This is a genomic window from Aeromonas sp. s3, from assembly GCF_040907805.1.
GTDB classification, from domain to species: domain Bacteria; phylum Pseudomonadota; class Gammaproteobacteria; order Enterobacterales; family Aeromonadaceae; genus Aeromonas; species Aeromonas dhakensis.
Genome location: NZ_JBFOCQ010000031.1, coordinates 46,901 through 66,808, shown reverse-complemented (window position 1 = coordinate 66,808; position 19,908 = coordinate 46,901). Strand labels below are relative to the sequence as shown.

Here is a 19,908-nt window from a genome sequence, read left to right as displayed (position 1 = left end):
CAGTAGAGTCGGGGTCTACCTTCCAAGGAGAGAAAGAACCTTGCCATGAGGCGAGCACTCGAGTCTGTCTATCAAATCATCTCAAGTCTGTCTCATTCGAGTGGTCAGGGATATTTCGATACCTTTGTGAGTGAAATCGCAGCAGCGGTCGGGGCCGACTTCGTCCTGATTTCGGGTAGGGATCAAGCGGGGCTCTCCTGCAAGGTGCATGCAACCTATCCTGTCTCTCTCGATACGACCCGCTTCAGTTTTCCGGTCAGCGCCACCCTGGGGGAGATCACCCTGCAGGAGGGCGAGGCCTGGTTCAGCGATCGGGTACAGCAGCTGTTCCCCCACGCCGCCGTGTTGCAGGCCTGGCAGATCCAGGCCTATGCCGGCATCGCCCTCAAGAGTGCGCAGGGGGAGACAGTGGGCATCTGCAGCCTGCTGTTCAAGCGGCCGCTCACCAACATGGACAAGGTGATGGGCCTGCTGCGCCTGCTGGCTCCGCTGGCCGGGCGCGAACTGGCGCTGATGCTGCAGCAGCCGGCGCCGCCTCAGCCCGAGTACCACGATTTTCTGCACACCATGATGTCCCACGCCCCGGTGGGGATCGGCAAGCTCGATCTGGACGGCAAGATCCTCTGGACCAATCCGGCCATCGAAAAGATGCTGGGCTACAGCCAGGAGGAGCTGGTTCATCGCAACGCCGCCGAGCTCAATCATCCGGAAGACTGGCTGCGCAGCGTCGCCTGCTATGAAGAGCTCAGGCGCGGCGAGCGTACCGCCTTCACCCAGGAGAAGCGTTACCTGCACCGTGACGGCCAGCTGCTGTGGGGGCGGGTTACCGTGACCCTGGTGCGGGACGACCAATTGCAGCCCGACTACCTGATGGTGGTGCTGGAGAACATAGACCCCCTCAAGCGTCACGCCGAGCAGCTCAAGCTCTCCCACCGGGTCTATGACAACCTCTCAGAGGCGATCCTGGTGTGCGACGCCGACAGTCGCATCATCTCGGTCAACCCGGCGTTCGAGCAGATCACCGGCTACAGCGAGGAGGAGGTGTGCGGCCTGCGCCCCAGCCTGCTCAAGTCCGGCCTGCACGACCAGGCCTTCTACGCCGACATGTACCACGCGCTGGAGCGGGTGGGGGTGTGGCGCGGCGAGGTGTGGAACAAGCGCAAGAACGGCAAGCTCTACCCCCAGCAGCTGATGATCAGCACCCTGCGGGAAGGGGGGCGGATCAGCCAGTACATCGCCATCTTCAGCGATCTCTCCCAGACCAAGCTGGCGGAGCAGAAGATCGCCGCCCAGGCCAACTACGACAATCTCACCGGGCTGCCCAACCGCTGGCTGTTCGGCCGCTGCCTCAGCCGCTTCTGCGAGCGGGGCGAGCGCTTCGCGCTGATGGTGCTTGACCTCAACAACTTCAAGGCGGTCAACAACAGCATGGATCACCACGCTGGTGACGCCCTGCTGCGGGAGGTGTCGGATCGGCTGGTGAGCCGGGTGCGCACCGAAGATCTGGTGGCCCGCATCGGCGGCGACGAGTTCGCCTTCCTGGTGCCCGGCATCGTCAACCGCCGTCAGGCCGAGGTGTTTGCCAAGCAGGTGGTCGGTGGCTTCGCCCGCCCCTTCATGCTGGCCAACCAGCACCTCTACGTGACGGCCACCATCGGCATCACCCTCTGCCCGGGCGACGGGCTGGAGAGCGACGAGCTGCTGCGCAACGCCGAGCAGGCGCTGTTTGCCGCCAAGCGGCAGGGGCGGCTGCTCGGCAGCTACTGCGCCTCCATGCGCGAAGAGGTGCGCCAGCGTCACCAGATGCAGCAGGATCTGGCTGAGGCGATCAAGCTCGAGCAGCTGACCATGGCCTACCAGCCGATCTGGGACAACCGCAGCGGCCGGGTCGCCAAGCTGGAGGCGCTGGTGCGCTGGTATCACCCGCACTGGGGTCAGGTGTCGCCGGCGGACTTCATCCCGCTGGCGGAGGAGGCCGGGCTCATCCAGGGGCTGGGGGCGCTGGTGCTGTGGCAGTCGTGCCGGGATCTGGCGCGGCTGCAGCAATCCGGCTTCCCGGATCTGCAGATGTCCATCAACCGCTCCACCCTGGAGTTCCAGACCATAGATCCGGAGGCGAGCGAGTGGCTCAAGGTGATCCACCACTTCGGACTGGACCCGGCGGACATCGTCATCGAGATCACCGAATCCCTGCTGATGGAGACCAGCGATCAGCACAGGGTGCGGATCGATGCCCTGCGCGAGGCGGGCTGCAAGCTGGCCATCGACGACTTTGGCACCGGCTACTCGGCGCTCAACTATCTGCGCAACTTCCCGGTGGACCTGGTGAAGATCGACCGGGCCTTCGTGCGCCACATCCCGTTCAACGAGCAGGACCGACTGCTGCTGGACGGCATCATCAACATAGTGCACAACCTCGGCATGCAGGTGGTGATCGAGGGGGTGGAGACCCGCGAGCAGCTCAACTTCCTCTGTCAGAAGGGGTGCGCCTTCACCCAGGGTTATCTGCTGAGCCGGCCGCTCGCCTACGACGACCTCACCGAGTATTTGCAGCTCAACGACAAGAGCATGTTCCTGCAGACCAGCTAGCCTTTACTGCGCCGCTTTCATCCTCTCCTGTTTCTCCTTCAGTGTCCGGTAATCCTCCCCGAGATAGCGCAGATAGATGCGATCCAGCACCCCTTCGTCCAGCATCTGTTGCAGCGCTTTGTTGTAGGCGGGCAGCAGGTCAGCCTTCTGCTTGCCGAAGCAGAGGTAGAGCGGAGTCGAGTCGAGGAAGGGGGTGAGCGCGCGGATCTTGACGTCCTGCTCTCTGGAGAGAATGGGGGCCGAGAAGTAATCCAGCACTATCAGGTCGACCCGGCTCTTCTCCAGCATCAGCAGCAGCTGCTTGTCGGAGTGGGCCTTGATGGGTACCCAACCGGTGAAGTGCTTGATCCTGTCGGTGTAGTCATAGCCCCTGACCATCCCCACTTTCAGCCCCTTGGCCATTTCCCACGAGAAGGTTTGCAGCGGGCTGTCGCTGCGCACATAGGCGGCCAGCGGGTAGAAGGCGGTGGCAAGATCGGAGTGGTAGCAGCCGGGGAGGGGGGCGTTGTCGAGAATGCCGTCCGCCAGCTCGGTGTTGACGTACTGTTCGCAGCGTCCCCACGGCAGTTCGAGCAGGGTGAGCTGCATGCCGAGGCGGTGTGCCACCTCCTGATGGATCTCGACCGATATGCCCTCCATCAGCTTGCCCTGTTCGGCGTAGGAGAAGGGGGGCCAGTCAACGCCGCAGACCTTGAGATGGCCACCGCTCTGGGCGGCAAGCAGCAGGGCGATAAGCAGGTGCATGGGGTTTCCTCCCTACAGCGACGCAAAGGGGCTGTGATACACTCGGTTCACTGAACTTAGAATGCATCCAGAGCCCATGCAAATCCTCCTCGAAGACCCCGCCAAGGCGGCCCAGGCAGAAGCCCTGAGCAGCCAGCTTGACCAGATCGACCTGCCCCAGTTTGCCCTGGTGTTCACCCCGGAGCGGCTGGAGCTGCGCAAGCTGGACGAACCCAAGCTGAGCGCCGTCTACGTGGATTTCGTCGAAGGGGCGGTGGCTCATCGTCGCAAGTTCGGCGGTGGCCGTGGCCAGTCTATCGCCAAGGCGGTGGGGCTCAAGGCGGGCGCCATGCCGACCGTGGTGGATGCCACCGCCGGGCTGGGGCGGGATGCCTTCGTGCTCGCCTCCCTCGGCTGCAAGGTGACCATGATTGAGCGCAGCCCCGTGGTGGCCGCTCTGTTGCAGGACGGGCTGGCGCGCGCCGCGCAGGATCCCGAGATCGGCCCCTGGGTGCGCGAGCGGATGCAACTGCTGCACGGCCCTGCGGTGGAGACCCTGCTGGGATTGGCCGAGCGGCCGGATGTCATCTACCTCGACCCCATGTTCCCCCACAAGCAGAAGTCGGCGCTGGTGAAAAAAGAGATGCGGGTGTTCCAGTCGCTGGTGGGAGCAGATCTCGACGCCGATGCCCTGCTGCCAGCGGCGCTCACCATGGCGGACCGGCGGGTAGTGGTGAAGCGGCCGGACTACGCCGGCTGGCTCAACGAGCAGAAGCCGAGCATGGCCATCGAGACCAAGAGCAACCGCTTCGATGTCTACGTGATGGCGGCGCTGGCGGGGTAACGGCCACGACGATGCCTGCTGAGAAGTCAAAGAAGAGGGCCAACCCGATGGGGTTGGCCCTCTTGCCATCTATTGGCTGTCGGCTGGGGCTGGTGGGGCGAAGCGGATCAGCTTCTCCTCCCCCTGCCAGTTGAGCGTCATGGTCGCCAGCTCCGCCAGGCTGAGCCGTTCGCCGCCGTGCAGCAGCAGGTACTCGACCCCTTCTCTGGCCTCTATGGTGCGGATCTTGTCCGCCCACTGACGGCCATCCTTACAGGTGAGGGTGACCGGCAGCTGCCAGCTGGCGGCGATCTCCAGCCAGTCGTAGAGATCGCAACTGATGGGTTGGTATCTGCTCATGCGGTCGTCGTCCCCCTTGTCGCCCGTTACTGGAAGTTGAGGCTGGTGGTGGGCGCCACCACCGTCTGGGCTTTCTGTATCTGCACCAGCTGTAGCGGATCGTCGGCCACTGCCGGATCATCCTCGTCGCCGTTGCAGACCAGCACCAGATCGTAGCTGCCGAGATTGACAAATCCCAGCTCGTAGCCAAAGCCGCCTCCGGTCTGCGGCAGCACGGGGGCGCTGGCGTAGAAGCCGTTGTCGCTGTCCGCCATGTCGGGGTAGTTGTCGTCGCTTCTGGGCTGGTAGAAGTAGACGAAGTCCTTGTCGGTCAGCTGGCCACCGCACAGCCCGGCTGCCACCGTACCCTTGACGGTGGCGACCTGAGTGTTGTTCACCAGCCGTACGCCTCTCGGCTTGAGCTTGTAGTACTGCTCGTGGCCTGGCAGCACCATGGACTGGCGCAGATCGAATTCGGTGGTGAAGGCACTGAGGCCGTTGGCGGCGATGGTGAAGGCATCCAGCTTGAGCTCGCTGCTGGGCACCTCCAGCGGCTTGATCACCCCATCATCCTGCTTGACGTAGGAGTAGGGGGTGCCGTCCAGAAACTGGTTGGCGACCTCCCGCCCGTCCAGCACCCGCAGCCGCATCTGGCTGTAGTCGCCGGGTACCACGCTCTGGCTGGCCAGCAGGGGGCGACTGGCGGAACCCTGATAACTCAGCAGATCGATGTAGGTAAACAGCGGCCTCCCTGCGCCGTCGAGCGGAATGGTCTCGCCGCTCGGGGTACAGCCATCGTCCTGGGTCGAGGTGAGGAAGCTGGCGGTGGTCCAGCTCTGCTCGGTGCCGGCGACGGGGTGGATGCTGATGTTGGAGACGGCGATGCAGACCTTGCTGACGGCATCTACCGGGGCGTCGGAGAAGGCCAGCGAGAGCTGGGCCTGTGGTGGCTGGCTGCTGTTGTCGCCGCCACCGCCGCCGCAGGCGGTGAGCAGGGCGGTCAGTCCGATCAGGGTCAAAGGTTTCATGGCGTCCATTCCGGTTGGTTGTGAAGACAACCCTACTCTAGTCGAACGTTGGTCATGAGGGGGGAGGCAGAGCCCAGACGCAAGGGCGGGATCTGCCCGTCAGCCCAATAAAATCAAGGGGAAGGCCTGAGTGGCGCCAGTGCTGGCTGCGAAAGAGATTGTCGGAACCTTGGGGCACTGATTGGGCTGGGCCCAATCAGGCTTCCAGCAGCCGGGTGGGCCAGCCCATCTTCAGCTGGCGCTCCACCTCGAGGCGCAGCTCGCTGGCGCGCAGGTAGTGCTCGTCCAGCCACCCCTTGGGCAGGGTCAGCGTCAGAGCCTCGTCATCCGCCTGCAGGGTAAAGATCGGCACCGTGCCCTGGGTGCGGCGCATGCAGAGGATCAGCGCGATGCGCAGGATGCGGGCCAGCCGGATCGCCTGGCGAGCCGTGACGGCACCCTGCTTCTCCAGCGGTTCCAGCTTGAATTCGTCCCGCTGGTTGAACAGCAGGGCCGACAGCAGCTTCTTCTGCGCGGGGGTGAAACCCGGCATGTCGATGTTGTCGATGATGTAGGCGGCGTGTTGCGGCGCCTTCTTGTACTCGATGCACAGACCGATCTCGTGCAACAGGGCCGCGTAGCGCAGGATCGGGCGACCGTAGCGCTTGGAGAGACGCCAGGCCGGCTGCAGCTGGGTGAACGCCTCGATGGCGGTATCGCGTACCCGCTCGGCGTGCTCCTTGTCCAGCTGGTAGCGGCTGATCAGGCTGTCGGCGGTGCGGTCGCGGGCATCACAGTCGTGATTGTTGCCGAGCAGGCCATAGATCAGCCCCTCGCGCAGGGCGCCGCCGGCCAGGGTCATGCTCTCGATGCCGAGGGTTTCGAAGATGGCGATCAGGATGGCGAGGCCGGAGGGGAACACGGTCAGCCGCTCGGCCGCCAGCCCTTCCAGTTGCAGCTGGTCGAGCTTGCCGCAGGCGATGGCCTGACCCATCAGCTCCTGCAGCTTCGGCAGGGTGACCCGCTCGCTCTTGCCCTGCGCCAGCATGATCTCCTGCAGCGCCTGCACCGTACCGGAGGCGCCGACGCAGGTGCGCCAGCCGAGCATGCGGTAATCGTCCGCCACCTTCTCCAGCACCGTTTTGGCGGCGGCGATGGCCTGGTTGAAGCGCGCTTCGCTCAGCTCGCCGTCACCGAAGTGGTTGTTGAGCCAGGTGACGCAGCCCATGTGCAGGCTGTTGAGCAGCTTGGCCTCGCTCTGTTCGCCGATCACCAGCTCGGTACTGGCACCGCCGATGTCGATCACCAGCCGGTTGCCTTCCCCCGCCGAGGTCCAGGAGACCCCTTCATAGATGGTCTTGGCCTCTTCCTCACCCGAGATGATCTCGATGTTGTGGTTGAGCACCCGTTCCGCTTCACGCAGAAACTCGTCGACGTTGGTGGCCAGGCGCAGGGTCGCGGTGCCGACTACCCGGATGTTGTCGGCCGGAATATCCTGCAGCTGCTCGGAGAAGAGGCGCAGACAGTCCCAGCCCCGCTCCATGGCGGCACGGCTGAGACGAAAATCGGCATCCAGACCGGCGGCGAGGCGCACCTTGCGCTTGACCTTGGTGACGGTGCGCAGGGCACCGGCGACCTCGCGCACCACCAGCATGTGAAAGCTGTTGGAGCCGAGGTCGATGGCGGCATAGAGAGGCGAGTTGTGCAACTGGGCCTATCCTTCAGCTTTTGCGGGGAGGACGACGACGGTTGTTGCTGTTGCCACCGCCCTGGCGATCGCGCATGTTGCGGTTCACCGGCTGACGGTTGCGGAACACCCGTTTCGGCGCGGTCACGTCATCCAGCAGCGCCTCGCGGTCATACTTGCTGACCGGGATCGGGTGGTGGATGTACTCCTCGATGGCCGGCAGGTTGAAGGCATAGTCTTCACAGGCCAGGCTGATGGAGTGACCGCTCTTGCCGGCACGACCGGTACGACCGATGCGGTGTACGTAGTCCTCGGCGTCGTCGGGCAGGTCGTAGTTAAAGACGTGGGTCACGTCAGGGATGTGCAGACCACGGGCGGCCACGTCGGTGGCAACCAGAATGTCTACCGTACCCTTGGTGAAGTCTTCCAGGATTTTCATCCGCTTCTTCTGCGGCACATCGCCGGTCAGCAGACCGACCCGGTGGCCGTCATTCTCCAGCCAGGCGTGAACGTCTTCACAGACGTGCTTGGTGTTGGCGAAGACGATGGCTTTCTCCGGCCACTCCTCTTCCATCAGGGAGAGCAGCAGCAACATCTTGTCTTCGTTGGAAGGGTAGAAGAGCTCTTCTTTGATTCGTACGCCAGTCATCTGCTCCGGCTCGACCTGCACATGTTCCGGGTGGTTCATGTGTTCGTAGGCCAGCTCCTGCACCCGCAGGGAGAGGGTGGCGGAGAACAGCATGCTCAGGCGCTCGGTGGCGGGCGGCATGCGGCGGAACAGGAAACGGATGTCCTTGATGAAGCCGAGATCGAACATGCGATCCGCCTCATCCAGCACCACGACCTGGATGTTGCTCAGATCGATGACCTTGGACTTGAAGTAGTCGATGATGCGGCCTGTGGTGCCGATCAGGATGTCGACACCCTGCTCCAGCACGGCCAGCTGCTTGTCGTACCCTTCACCGCCGTAGGCGAGGCCGAGCTTGAGGCCGGTCGAGGCGGCCATGCTGTCGGCATCGTTGTAAATCTGTACTGCCAGTTCCCGGGTCGGTGCCATGATGATGGCGCGCGGCTGATTGATGAGGCGCGGCTTGGTCAACGGATGGGTCAGCAGATAGTTGAAGGTGGCAGCCAGGAAGGCGATGGTTTTGCCGGTACCCGTTTGGGCCTGGCCGGCGAGGTCATGGCCTTCTACCAGCAGCGGCAGAGAGAGTGCCTGGATGGGGGTGCAATAGTGAAATCCCTTTGATTCCAGACCAGCCAGAACTTCGGGTTCGAGGCCCATTTGGGCGAATTTGTCGGTCGTTAAGTGTGTTTTGCTCATGGCGGTAGGTTATCAGGTTAGGCTTGCAATAATAAACAGGATCATTTCAAATAGGGCAACTATTGCCTTTGTTGATACGTCAATAAAGCCTTAATTACTGACTGGAGTTGGAGATGAGTGACAAGATTGTTCAGCTGAGCGATGCCAGCTTCGAGGCAGATGTAATCAAAGCCGATGGCGCCGTTCTGGTCGACTTCTGGGCCGAATGGTGTGGTCCGTGCAAGATGATTGCCCCGATCCTGAACGAAGTCGCCCAAGAGTATGCCGGTCGCGTGACCGTGGCGAAATTGAACATCGACCATAACGCCGACACTCCGCCCAAATATGGCATTCGTGGTATCCCGACCCTGCTGCTGTTCAAGAATGGCGAAGTGGCAGCGACCAAGGTCGGTGCCCTGTCCAAGACTCAGCTGAAAGAGTTCCTGGACGGCAACCTGTAATAATCATCGAGGAGCGCATTGCAATAATGCGCTCCTTCTGTTTTATCACCTAGACGCTCACCCCGATTGGTGCTAATTTATCGCTCGTTTGCTAACCTTTTTGCCTGACTCTTTGCTCACACATCAGCCTGGCAAATCAAATCCGATCAGCATCAATCCAGCAGACTGTCTCCTCATTTCAATCCTTGCTTACAGACTTTCACCACTATGAATCTGACTGAATTAAAGAACACTCCTGTGTCCGAGCTGGTACAGCTTGGCGAATCCATGGGGTTGGAAAATCTGGCTCGGGCGCACAAGAAAGACATTATTTTCGCGATCCTCAAGGCGCACGCCAAGGGTGGCGAGGATATCTTCGGCGACGGTGTGCTGGAAATCCTGACCGATGGTTTCGGCTTCCTGCGTAGTGCAGACGGCTCCTACCTGGCCGGCCCGGACGACATCTACGTCTCCCCGAGCCAGATCCGCCGCTTCAACCTGCGCACCGGCGATACCATCTCCGGCAAGATCCGGCCGCCGAAAGAGGGCGAACGCTACTTCGCTCTGCTCAAGGTCAACGAGGTCAACTACGACCGTCCGGAAAACTCCCGCAACAAGATCCTGTTTGAAAACCTCACTCCGCTGCACGCCAACGAGCGTCTGCGCATGGAGCGTGGCAACGGTTCCACCGAAGACATCACCGCCCGCGTACTGGATCTGGCATCCCCGATCGGTAAAGGCCAGCGCGGTCTCATCGTCGCACCGCCCAAGGCCGGTAAGACCATGCTGCTGCAGAACATTGCCCAGAGCATCGCCTACAACCACCCCGACTGCGAACTGATCGTCCTGCTGATCGACGAGCGTCCGGAAGAGGTGACCGAGATGCAGCGGATGGTGAAGGGCGAAGTGATCGCCTCCACCTTCGACGAGCCGGCTTCCCGTCACGTCCAGGTCGCCGAAATGGTGATCGAGAAGGCCAAGCGTCTGGTCGAGCACAAGAAGGACGTGGTGATCCTGCTGGACTCCATCACCCGTCTGGCCCGTGCCTACAACACCGTCATCCCGTCATCCGGCAAGGTACTGACCGGTGGTGTGGACGCCAACGCACTGCACCGTCCGAAGCGCTTCTTCGGTGCCGCGCGCAATGTTGAAGAGGGCGGCAGCCTGACCATCATCGCCACCGCGCTGATCGATACCGGCTCCAAGATGGATGAAGTCATCTACGAAGAGTTCAAGGGCACCGGCAACATGGAACTGCACCTCTCGCGCAAGATCGCCGAGAAGCGCGTCTACCCGGCCATCGACATCACCCGCTCCGGTACCCGCAAGGAAGAGCTGCTGACCACCGGTGACGAGCTGCAGAAGATGTGGATCCTGCGCAAGATTGTCCACCCGATGGGCGAGATCGACGGCATCGAGTTCCTCATCGACAAGCTGGCGATGACCAAGACCAACGACGAGTTCTTCGACGCCATGCGGCGCCAGCAGAAGTAACCGACTCGAAAAATGATGAAACCGCGGCCCAGGTCGCGGTTTTTGTTTATCTATTTTGCGGTCGCCTGAGTAGTATGAAACCTCGATGTCACAAGGATAGGGACGTCATGAAGCATGTACTCCTGATAATGCTGAGCTGGCTGCTGGTGCCGCCAGCTTTGGCGGGCCAGACCCCGCCCGGCGGGATGGCTCCCCGCGTCGCGCTGGTGGCCGACGAGGGGCTGCAGGGTCACCTCGACTACCTGACCGGTCGCTTGCAGCAGGGACAGTTTGCCGCCATCGATTCCCTGCTGGACTCCCTGGCCGTGGGGCAGCGGGAGTATCTGCTGTGCCAGCTGCTCGCCACCCTCGATGGCCAGCCCAAGGCTGACAGCCCGCAACTGCTGGCCTGGGTGCGCGCCCAGTCGTTCAAGGCCCCCAGCTGGCTGGTGGAAAAAGAGGTGGACGGCTTTCTGGTGCAGCAACCCGCCTACGACTTTGCCGCCGCGGCGCGGCAGGTGCTGAGCCGCTGGCAACTGCAGGCCTGGCAGGACAACTACCGCCAGCTGCTGGAGGCGAACCGCTTCGAGTTCAAGCAGATTTACAACAGCCGCAACCCGGATCTGGCCCAGCAACAGCAGGCGCTGCTGAACGTACTCGCCGGGCAGCCTGTCACTGTGCTGCAGCGCGAGGCACACAAGCTGGCCGGCCTGAACATCTTCCTGCCCGACAACCGCTTGCTGCGGCTGCTGGCCGAGCGTACCGGCGACAGCGCCCTCTATCAGAAGCTGTGGCGTCAACCGGCGGATCACGACAGCGTGGCGGCCCTGGCCAGCGTGGGGCGCTTTCATCAGGGTCAGACGGCGAGCGATCTGCTGATCGCCGCCAGCCGCAACGCCTCCCTCAAACAGACCGCCCTGCACCAGCTCAGTCAGCTTTCGCCGCTGCCCGACACGGCACAGCAGTTCCTGTTGGCTGAGCTGGGCAACCGCCAGTACAGCGGTCAGGTGGCCAGCCTGCTGTTGCAGGTGGACGAGCCGAGGCTGCTGGCCCAGCTTGCCGATCGGCTGACCCGGCAGGAAAAGCGCCATGCAAGTCCGATGGTGCAACCCGAACCGGGTACACCCGCCGGCTCCCCGGAGTTATAATGCGGCATCGCCTGCACACAGGGTACCTGCATGAAATACAAGGATTTGCGTGATTTCATCGCGCAGCTGGAACAAAGCGGACAGCTCAAGCGCATCACGCGCGAGATAGACCCCTATCTGGAGATGACCGAGATCAGCGACCGCACCCTGCGTGCGGGTGGGCCGGCCCTGCTGTTCGAAAATCCCAAGGGTTACACCATGCCGGTGCTGACCAACCTGTTCGGCACCCCGGACCGGGTCGCCATGGGCATGGGCCAGCCCAACGTGGCCGCCTTGCGCCAGGTGGGGACCTGGCTCTCCTACCTGAAGGAGCCTGAGCCACCCCGTGGCTTCAAGGAGCTGATGGAGAAGCTGCCGATCTTCAAGCAGGTGCTCAACATGCCGACCAAGCGCCTCTCGTCCGCCCCCTGTCAGCAGCGGGTGCTGGAGGGAGAGGCGGTCGATCTGGACCAGATCCCCATTCAGCACTGCTGGCCGGGCGACGTGGCACCGCTGGTCACCTGGGGGCTCACCATCACCCGCGGCCCCTACAAGAAACGGCAGAACCTCGGCATCTATCGTCAGCAGAAGATCGGCAAGAACAAGCTGATCATGCGCTGGCTGGATCACCGCGGCGGCGCCATCGATTTTCGCGAGTGGCAGGAGGCCCATCCGGGTGAGCGCTTCCCGGTGGCGGTGGCGCTGGGCGCCGATCCGGCGACCATCCTCGGCGCGGTGACGCCGGTGCCGGATACCCTCTCCGAGTACGCTTTCGCCGGTCTGCTGCGCGGCAGCCGCACCGAGGTGGTGAAGGCCATCAGCTGCGATCTGGAGGTGCCCGCCAGCGCCGAGATCGTGCTGGAAGGCTATCTGGAGCCGGGCGAGCTGGCCCCCGAGGGGCCCTATGGCGATCACACCGGCTACTACAACGAGGTGGACGAGTTCCCGGTCTTCACCATCACCCACATGACGATGCGCAAGGATGCCATCTACCACAGCACCTACACCGGCCGTCCGCCCGATGAGCCGGCGGTGCTGGGGGTGGCGCTCAACGAGGTGTTCGTGCCGCTGTTGCAGAAGCAGTTCCCCGAGATCGTGGACTTCTACCTGCCGCCGGAGGGGTGCTCCTACCGGATGGCGGTGGTGACCATCAAGAAGCGCTATCCGGGCCATGCCAAGCGGGTGATGCTGGGGGTCTGGTCCTTCCTGCGCCAGTTCATGTACACCAAGTTCGTGATCGTCTGCGACGACGACATCAACGCCCGCGACTGGAAGGACGTGATCTGGGCCATCACTACCCGGATGGATCCGGCCCGCGATACCACCCTGATCGAGCACACCCCGATCGACTACCTGGACTTCGCCTCGCCGGTCTCCGGCCTCGGCTCCAAGATGGGGCTGGACGCCACCAACAAGTGGCCGGGAGAGACCAACCGCGAGTGGGGCCAGTCCATCGTCCAGGACGAGGCGGTGAAGCAGAAGATCGATGCCCTCTGGGACGAGCTGAACATTCTCGGTTGATGAGCGGCGGCCGGCCCGGCGGGCCGTGCCGCCTGGCCGGGATGCAAAAGATTGATGCCATTTGAGCTGAATTGGGTATGCTCGACTGACCTGACCACTCTGCTGGTCGCCAGTCCACAGTGAATCAAGAGCGAAAGCGGGCCGAACGAGCCCGTCACAAGGATAAGAATGCAACGTATCAAGTGCCGCGTAGAGGAACTGCGCGAATATGTCGACACCATCTGGCACGTGGCCCTGACGCCGCTGCAAGAGGTCAGCTTCAAGCCGGGCCAGTATCTGCTGGTGGTGATGAGTGATTCGGACAAGCGTCCCTTCTCCATCGCCAACTCGCCGACCCGCCCTGGCGTGCTGGAGCTGCAGATCGGCGCCACCCCGGAGAACGCCTATGCCGGCCAGGTGCTGGCCCGCATGCGCGAGCAGGGGGAGATCGAGATTGAGCTAGCGGCGGGCAAGGCCTTCCTGCGGGAAGAGTCACCCCGGCCGCTGATCCTGATGGCAGGCGGCACCGGTTTCTCCTACGCCCGCGCCATTCTGGAATACCTGATCGACAGCGGCAGCAAGCGCCCGGTGTTCTTCTACTGGGGCGTGCGCCAGGCGCACTGGCTCTACGAGCAGGAGCAGATGCAGCAGTGGGAGCGCGACTACGCCCCGCTTACCTACATCCCTGTGGTGCAGGAGCCGGAGAGCGACTGGGCCGGCAAGACCGGGCTGGTGCACAAGGCCATCATGGATGACTTCGTCAGCCTGCACGACTACGACATCTATGTGGCTGGCCGCTTCGAGATGGCGGGTGCGGCGCGGGAAGAGTTCAAGATCCTGGGAGCCGAGCCGGAGCGCATCTTCGGCGACGCCTACGAGTTTATCTGAGTTCGGCATGAGGCCGGTCACGTAACCGGAAATGCCTCGCTGCATTTGCCGCCGCAACTTGCTTTGCGGCAGGCCAGAAACAACAAACCCCAGCCTGGCTGGGGTTTGCTTTATGGGGGCGGTGTTATTCGCCCTTGGCGCCGAGCTGCTGCTCGAGCTGGGCCAGCTTGGCCTCGAGGGCGGTCAGCTTCTCGCGGGTGCGCAGCAGCACCTTGGTCTGCACGTCAAACTCTTCGCGACTGACCAGATCCAGCTTGCCGAGCTGGGACTGCAGCACCTGACGGATCTTCTTCTCCACCTCTTCGCCCATGCTGCGAATGCCGGGCGGCAGGGAGTTGTGCACCTGTTTGGCGATCTCTTCCAGTTTCTTCGGGTCGATCATGTGGTTCTCCTTAAGCAATGCGCCATTCTACCGGCAATTGATCCGCTTTGCCGAGATCGGGGGTCGCTTTTTGCCATCTGGCGTACAAGTGACCGCTGGTCGGGTCTGGTATCCGGGATGAAGCTGTTAACCTATCGAGTCCCGTTTCTATTCCAATTCCTTGATGCTGTACACAAAAAAAGCAGATCAGATGACCGACCAGCTACTTAATAATTGTTGCGTTGCTGTTAAGATGTACCGGTCGGGTTTTTACCCAACGCCGTCAGCATTTCATGGATAACAACTAAAAAGAGATAAGGATATGAAAAAGAAGCTAATTTATGCCGCAGTCGTCAGTGCTATGCTGGCCGGCTGTGGTGGCAGTGACGATAACAAAGGCGACACCTCCAGCTATCTCGACTATCTGTTGACCGGTTCCAACGCAGTGCGCCCCAGTGCCCTGGCGGCCCGGGCCAGCGATGGCACCCTGAAATTCTCCACCGAAACGGCGGATCTCTCCAACCCGGTGTCGGCCATGTCGACCCTGGATGGCTGGTCCACGACCCAGGCCATCCAGATCGTGCCCGTCACCTCGTCCGGCATCACTGTCCAGGCACCGGCTGCCGCCGAGTTTGCCGCCTCGGTGGCCCCGCTCTACCTGCTGGAGCTGAGCTTTGACAGCACAGCCCTGCGCCCGAGCGGCGTAAAGAAGGTGCTGACCTACGGGGTGGACTTCGTGGTGGCCGCCTCGGCCGGCAAGCTGAACCTGGTACCGCTCAAGCCGCTGAACCCCTCCTCCTACTACATGATCGTGGCCACTGACTCCCTCAAGGACAGCAACGGCAACGCGGTTAAGGCCGGCAGCGACTACGGCAACTACAAGAACAACGTCGGCAGCAATGCCCAGGAGCAGACCATCAACGGTCTGATCGCCCTGCAGGAGGGCCTGTTCAAGGCCGCCACCGGCGTCTCCACCGATCACGTCATCTTCTCCGACTGGTTCGGTACCCAGTCCGGTGCCGATGTGCTGGTGGCGGTGAAAGGGGCGGCGGCATCCGTGCTGAAGAGCCCGACCCTGGATGCTGCCGCCCTGTGGAAGCAGGATGCCAAGGGCAACACCAGCCTGCCGGGTACCTACACCCTGGCCGTGACCGGCAGCAACCCCTTCCTGACCCAGCTGGACGCCGAGGCGTTCCTGCCACAGGAGCAGAAAGATGCGCTGGCCACCGCCTTCGGCCCTGGCGCCCCGCTCAACGGGCTGGCCCAGCTGACCACTGTCTATACCGGTACCGTCAAGCTGCCCTACTTCCTCTCTTCGCCAGCCACCGCTGGCTCTTGGGACAAGGCCAAGACCCAGTCCTGGCACGGCGCCATCCCCAGCCTGTACGCCATCGCCAATGCCCTGAAAGCCTCTGACAGCGAAGTGATCGCCGGGCTGGTGGGCGCGGGCGTGGACCCGGCCCTGCTGGCGACGCTGATTGCCGATCCGACCCGTCAGAGCGAACTGCTGGCCGAGGCGAGCAAGCTGATCGGGGTGACCCTCACCTCCGGCGGCAAGCCGCTGGATGCCGAGCAGAACATCGGCCGCTTCAACCCGCTGCCCAAGCTGGAAGAGGTGCAGTCGGTGCCGATGCGGATCTTCGCTGCGACAGCAGACTTGAAGACCATCACGGATGTCATCATCTATCAACACGGCGTCACCTCGGTGAAAGAGAACGCCTATGCGCTGGCGCTGGGTCAGATTGGTGCAGGGTTGCAGGCCCCAACACCTAAGAACGTTGCCGTTGTGGTGATCGATCACCCGCTGCACGGCGAGCGCGGCTTTGCCCTGAGCGGCAGCATGGACACAGTCACCACCTCCGACAACCCGACCCCGTATCTGAACCTGAGCTACCTGACCGTGGCCCGCGACAACCTGAAACAGAGCGTGGCGGATCTGCTGGGCCTGCGTCTGGCGGTCGGTCTGGCCAATGGCAAGGGCGTCATCGGCAGCGCCGGCAGCCTCAAGGTGCACTTCCTGGGCCACTCGCTGGGCGCCATCTCCGGCACCAACCTGCTGGCGGTCGCCAACCAGTCCATCGGCAATGCCCAGGCGGATGCCCTGTTCAAGTTCGATACCGGTGGCCTGGCCATGCCGGGTGGCGGCATAGCGCCGCTGTTGCTGAACTCGCCGACCTTCGGTCCGACCATCAAGATGGGCGTGCTGACCAGCGGCAGTGCCGAGCTGAAAGCGGGCTTTACCGCCTACGCCCCCAGCTGCAAGACCGAGGTGCCGACCTGCTTCGTCAACGAGTTCCTGCCGAGCCTGAGCGCCACCCAGCAGGCCGCTGCGGCCAGCACGCTGCAGAGCTACAGCTTCGCGGCCCAGTCGGTACTGGATTCGGCTGACCCGATCAACCTCGGCAGCGGCATCAAGAGCGACTTCCCGCTGTTCGCCACCGAGATCGTTGGCGATGGCGCGCTGAGCCTGTCGGATCAGGTGATCCCGAACAGCATCGCCTCCGCCCCGCTGGGCGGCACCGAGCCGCTGTTCAAGGTGCTGGCGCTGCAACCGCTGACTGCCACCGGTGCGGCCAGCCACAACGCAGCCCGCTTCGTGGCTGGTGGCCACAGCTCGCTGCTGGCACCGGACGAGAACTTCGATCCGAGCGGCGACGTGACCACCGAAATGCAGTCCGAGTTCGCCAGCTTCTTCATGAGCGGCGGCACTGCGGTCAAGGTGACCGATCCCACCCTGCTCAAGCAGTAAGCCAGTCGGCCAATAAAAACGCCGCCCCTCGGGGCGGCGTTTTTTTTTCGTGTATAGCACTCGTCGCCGGGTGGGCCAGATCAGCAGACGTGTTGGCTGCCGAGCCGATCGCAGCAACTCAGGCTGGCTGGTGGTGTCTGTCCAGCCAGCCCTGCAGCAGGCCGACCAGCAGGCCCGCCAGGTGGGCCATGTTGGCGGTACGGGTGCCGAGCAGCTCGAAGAAACCGAGTGCCAGCCAGAACAGCATGAAGCCCATCAGCGCCGGTGGCAGGGTGAGGCCGCAGGCCGGCTGCAATTTGCTGCGCAGCCAGCAGTAGCCGAGCAGGGCATAGACCACCCCGGAGAGGCCGCCAAACAGCGGGCCGCTGGCGAAAAACTCGGCCAGGTTGGGCAGGGCGGCGCCTACCAGCAGCAGGATCAGCAGCTTGCCGCTGCCGAGTCGCTGTTCGATCTGGCCCCCCAGATACCACCACCACAGCAGATTGAACACCAGGTGCAACACCGAAAAGTGAATGAAGGCAGGGGTGAAGTAGCGCCACGCCTGCCAATCGGTGAACTGGGCCAGGGTCGGGTGAAAGGCCAGCTCGTCGAAGATCGGTAGGCCGATGGCGTCGAGCCCGTAGATGGCCAGACAGGCGATGATCACCACCAGGGTCAGCGGCCCCGCCTGGTGGAGGAAGTCGGTGACCGGGTCGCTCATCCCCTTGCTGTAGTCGATGCGGGCATCGGCCCGGCCGGACTGCCAGGAGGCCTCCATGTAGCGGGGGTGGCTCGGCTCGGCCAGGAAGCGCTTCACCTCCTGCTGGGCCTGGGCGAGGCGCTGCTCGTCCGCCAGCCAGATGGTGACCCCCAACTCCGACTGGGTCAGCTCGCACGAGATGCCGAGGGTGGAGAGGTAGTCCACCAGCGCCTGGGCCATGCGGGCGTTGTCGAGCACCAGCAGCTGGATCATGCGTCGCCCGCCTGGATCGGGAACTCCCTGCGCCACGCCTCGAAGCCGCCGTCCAGGCTGTAGACCTCATCGTACCCCTGTTGCAGCAGGTACTGGGCTGCGCCCTGGCTGCTGTTGCCGTGGTAGCACATCACGATCACCGGGGTGTCGAAGTCCACCTCGTTCATGAAACGCACCAGGGTGCCGTTGGTGAGGTGGAAGGCGCCGACCGCGTGGGCTGTCTCGAACGACTGGGGGTCGCGAATATCCACCAGGCGGGCTTCACCGGCGCTGAGCTTCTGGTGGGCATCATGGGCACTGATATGGGCAAACTGGTCCATTAACATGTCCTGCGAATAGGTGATTGAGGGCCAGTTTACCGCAAGCGGGGGCCGGCGCTAAGCCCGCAATGTGTCCGGTTATTGCCGGGGCCGATCGCAATTTCCTTCAATACCCGGGGCGGGGTGCCGGCTAGGCTGGGGGCTCCTTTTACCGATACGAGCGTTATTCATGGAGACGAGTCTGCTGTTATCCATGGCCGGGTTTGCCCTGGCCATGTCCATCACCCCGGGACCGGTCAACCTGGTCGCCCTCGGCAGCGGCGCTAGGCACGGCTTTGCGGCCAGCCTGCGCCACGTGGTCGGGGCCACCTTGGGGTTTATCCTGCTGTTGTTGCTGATGGGATTGGGGCTGGGCGCCACCCTGCTGCAATGGCCGGCGGCGGCCGAGCTGCTGCGCTGCGGCGGCCGATCGTCCCAGCTGGCCGGAGTGAGTCTGGCCAGCAGCTGACGGCTGAACTGGTGGCAGGCCACCTCGCGCGCCAGCGGCTCCGGCTCCTGCCACAGCTGCCGATGGAGCCGGCACAGCCCCTGATAGAGCAGGGGATCCCGGCTGGCGGTCATGTCGAAGGGGCGAAATTCGTGGCCCAGCCCTGCCTCCTCCTGCTGGCGCTGCAGCCAGCCGGTGTCGAAGTAGAACATCAGATAGGACCAGGGTTCATCGGCTACCGGGTTGCAGGCGTGCACCTCTTCCGGGTTCATCAGCACCAGGTGGCCGCGGCCGACCTCCTGCCGGCTGCGCTGGTTGAGGTAGTGGCTGTGGCCGCCGGTGATGGCGCCGATGGAGAAGTGGGGGTGGCTGTGCTTGTCGTAGCAGACGCGGCGGCCATCCTGCACCGCCCGCGCCTCGATGAAAGGCAGGGCCGCATCGTGCCAGAAACTGTGGTGATCCGGCGCCGTGTCGGCCCTGCTCATGGGTCAGCCGCCGAGATAGGCCTGGCGGACGGCCGGGTTGGCCAAGAGGGCCGCCCCCGTGTCCTGCAGCACCACGTGGCCGTTCTCCAGCACATAGCCGCGATCGGCCAGCTTGAGCGCCTGGTTGGCGTTCTGCTCCACCAGGAAGATGGTCATGCCGTCGCGGCGCAGCTGCTCTATGGTGTCGAAGATCTGCTGGATGACGATGGGGGCCAGCCCCAGCGAGGGTTCATCCAGCAGCAGCAGGCGCGGCTTGCTCATCAGGGCCCGGCCGATGGCCAGCATCTGCTGCTCACCGCCGGACATGGTGCCGGCCCGCTGCTCCAGTCGCTCATGCAGGCGCGGGAACAGGGTGAAAATCTGATCCAGCAGGCCGCGCTGCTCAGCCTTGTCGACGAAGAAGGCCCCCATCAGCAGGTTCTCCTCCACCGTCAGGCGAGCGAAGATGCGGCGCCCTTCCGGCACCACGGCGATGTCCTTGCGCATGATGCGGGCGGTGGAGAGAGAGTCTATCTGCTCCCCCTCGAACCAGATGGAGCCGCTGCTGGGCTTGGGCTCGCCGCACAGGGTCATCAGCAGGGTGGTCTTGCCGGCGCCGTTGGCGCCGATCAGGGTGACGATTTCCCCCTCTTTTACCTCGACGCTGACGTCGTGCAGCGCCTGAATCTTGCCGTAGTGGGTCGATACGTTGCGAAGTTCTAACATCTTGTTTTCC

General features: G+C 63.2%; 18 protein-coding genes and 1 pseudogene. 9 read left to right on the top strand and 10 right to left on the bottom strand.

Features of this window, described 5'->3' with window-relative positions:
• Positions 1–45: 45 nt before the first annotated feature.
• Positions 46–2,589: a bifunctional diguanylate cyclase/phosphodiesterase gene (locus AB5Y98_RS17565; protein ID WP_005307287.1), complete on the top strand. Its 2,544-nt coding sequence runs from the start codon at positions 46–48 to the stop codon at positions 2,587–2,589.
• A gap of 3 nt (positions 2,590–2,592) precedes the next feature.
• Here AB5Y98_RS17565 and AB5Y98_RS17560 read toward each other — a convergent pair whose 3' ends face one another.
• Complete coding sequence (locus AB5Y98_RS17560; protein ID WP_094697898.1) at positions 2,593–3,333, bottom strand: ABC transporter substrate-binding protein; 741 nt, start codon at positions 3,331–3,333, stop codon at positions 2,593–2,595.
• Between the two features lie 76 nt (positions 3,334–3,409).
• Here AB5Y98_RS17560 and AB5Y98_RS17555 point away from each other — a divergent pair, with 76 nt between their 5' ends.
• On the top strand, positions 3,410–4,156 hold the full coding sequence (locus AB5Y98_RS17555) for a class I SAM-dependent methyltransferase (protein WP_368232364.1): 747 nt from the start codon (positions 3,410–3,412) through the stop codon (positions 4,154–4,156).
• A 69-nt stretch (positions 4,157–4,225) separates the two neighbouring features.
• Here AB5Y98_RS17555 and AB5Y98_RS17550 read toward each other — a convergent pair whose 3' ends face one another.
• The 4 genes from AB5Y98_RS17550 to rhlB all read right to left on the bottom strand — a co-directional run bounded on the left by AB5Y98_RS17550 (position 4,226) and on the right by rhlB (position 8,492).
• Complete coding sequence (locus AB5Y98_RS17550) at positions 4,226–4,495, bottom strand: Rho-binding antiterminator (RefSeq protein WP_017780573.1); 270 nt, start codon at positions 4,493–4,495, stop codon at positions 4,226–4,228.
• A gap of 26 nt (positions 4,496–4,521) precedes the next feature.
• Entirely contained in the window at positions 4,522–5,502 is a 981-nt protein-coding gene (locus AB5Y98_RS17545; RefSeq protein ID WP_368232362.1) for a DUF4382 domain-containing protein, read from the bottom strand.
• Between the two features lie 196 nt (positions 5,503–5,698).
• Positions 5,699–7,189 carry a guanosine-5'-triphosphate,3'-diphosphate diphosphatase gene (gene gppA, locus AB5Y98_RS17540; RefSeq protein WP_368232360.1) on the bottom strand — a complete coding sequence of 497 codons (1,491 nt, stop codon included), beginning with the start codon at positions 7,187–7,189 and terminating at the stop codon, positions 5,699–5,701.
• 13 nt (positions 7,190–7,202) lie between these two features.
• Complete coding sequence (gene rhlB / locus AB5Y98_RS17535) at positions 7,203–8,492, bottom strand: ATP-dependent RNA helicase RhlB (protein ID WP_216973624.1); 1,290 nt, start codon at positions 8,490–8,492, stop codon at positions 7,203–7,205.
• A 113-nt stretch (positions 8,493–8,605) separates the two neighbouring features.
• Between rhlB and trxA the strand changes: the two genes are divergently transcribed.
• From trxA to fre, 5 genes are all read left to right on the top strand, one after another.
• Positions 8,606–8,932: a thioredoxin TrxA gene (gene trxA, locus AB5Y98_RS17530; RefSeq protein WP_005307306.1), complete on the top strand. Its 327-nt coding sequence runs from the start codon at positions 8,606–8,608 to the stop codon at positions 8,930–8,932.
• A 207-nt stretch (positions 8,933–9,139) separates the two neighbouring features.
• Positions 9,140–10,405, top strand: a complete 1,266-nt coding sequence (gene rho / locus AB5Y98_RS17525) for a transcription termination factor Rho (protein ID WP_005307308.1) — start codon at positions 9,140–9,142, stop codon at positions 10,403–10,405.
• Positions 10,406–10,512: 107 nt separating this feature from the next.
• Positions 10,513–11,532, top strand: coding sequence for a hypothetical protein (locus AB5Y98_RS17520; RefSeq protein WP_368232358.1), 1,020 nt, complete (start codon positions 10,513–10,515; stop codon positions 11,530–11,532).
• A gap of 30 nt (positions 11,533–11,562) precedes the next feature.
• Positions 11,563–13,032, top strand: a complete 1,470-nt coding sequence (gene ubiD, locus AB5Y98_RS17515) for a 4-hydroxy-3-polyprenylbenzoate decarboxylase (RefSeq protein WP_368232357.1) — start codon at positions 11,563–11,565, stop codon at positions 13,030–13,032.
• A 168-nt stretch (positions 13,033–13,200) separates the two neighbouring features.
• On the top strand, positions 13,201–13,899 hold the full coding sequence (fre, locus tag AB5Y98_RS17510) for an NAD(P)H-flavin reductase (protein WP_005307313.1): 699 nt from the start codon (positions 13,201–13,203) through the stop codon (positions 13,897–13,899).
• 124 nt (positions 13,900–14,023) lie between these two features.
• Here fre and AB5Y98_RS17505 read toward each other — a convergent pair whose 3' ends face one another.
• Positions 14,024–14,281 carry an accessory factor UbiK family protein gene (locus AB5Y98_RS17505; protein ID WP_005307315.1) on the bottom strand — a complete coding sequence of 86 codons (258 nt, stop codon included), beginning with the start codon at positions 14,279–14,281 and terminating at the stop codon, positions 14,024–14,026.
• Between the two features lie 301 nt (positions 14,282–14,582).
• Between AB5Y98_RS17505 and AB5Y98_RS17500 the strand changes: the two genes are divergently transcribed.
• Entirely contained in the window at positions 14,583–17,009 is a 2,427-nt protein-coding gene (locus tag AB5Y98_RS17500; RefSeq protein WP_368232355.1) for a VolA/Pla-1 family phospholipase, read from the top strand.
• A gap of 118 nt (positions 17,010–17,127) precedes the next feature.
• Here AB5Y98_RS17500 and glpG read toward each other — a convergent pair whose 3' ends face one another.
• Both glpG and glpE read right to left on the bottom strand, forming a co-directional pair.
• Positions 17,128–17,961 (bottom strand): rhomboid family intramembrane serine protease GlpG, encoded by an 834-nt coding sequence (gene glpG / locus AB5Y98_RS17495; protein WP_368232353.1) that lies wholly within the window; start codon positions 17,959–17,961, stop codon positions 17,128–17,130.
• Positions 17,958–18,281, bottom strand: a complete 324-nt coding sequence (gene glpE, locus AB5Y98_RS17490; RefSeq protein WP_005307320.1) for a thiosulfate sulfurtransferase GlpE — start codon at positions 18,279–18,281, stop codon at positions 17,958–17,960. The genes glpG and glpE overlap by 4 nt, the downstream gene beginning before the upstream one ends.
• A gap of 169 nt (positions 18,282–18,450) precedes the next feature.
• Here glpE and AB5Y98_RS17485 point away from each other — a divergent pair, with 169 nt between their 5' ends.
• Positions 18,451–18,729: a LysE family transporter gene (locus AB5Y98_RS17485; protein WP_368232370.1), complete on the top strand. Its 279-nt coding sequence runs from the start codon at positions 18,451–18,453 to the stop codon at positions 18,727–18,729.
• Here the strand turns inward: AB5Y98_RS17485 and AB5Y98_RS17480 are convergent.
• A pseudogene (locus tag AB5Y98_RS17480) lies at positions 18,681–19,193 on the bottom strand (AraC family ligand binding domain-containing protein); the annotation flags it as partial. The gene AB5Y98_RS17485 and the pseudogene AB5Y98_RS17480 sit on opposite strands and share 49 nt — an antisense overlap.
• 3 nt (positions 19,194–19,196) lie before the next feature.
• The gene (locus tag AB5Y98_RS17475) at positions 19,197–19,898 is read right to left on the bottom strand and encodes an ABC transporter ATP-binding protein (RefSeq protein ID WP_005307325.1); all 702 of its coding nucleotides are present in this window, start codon (positions 19,896–19,898) and stop codon (positions 19,197–19,199) included.
• Positions 19,899–19,908: the final 10 nt, after the last annotated feature.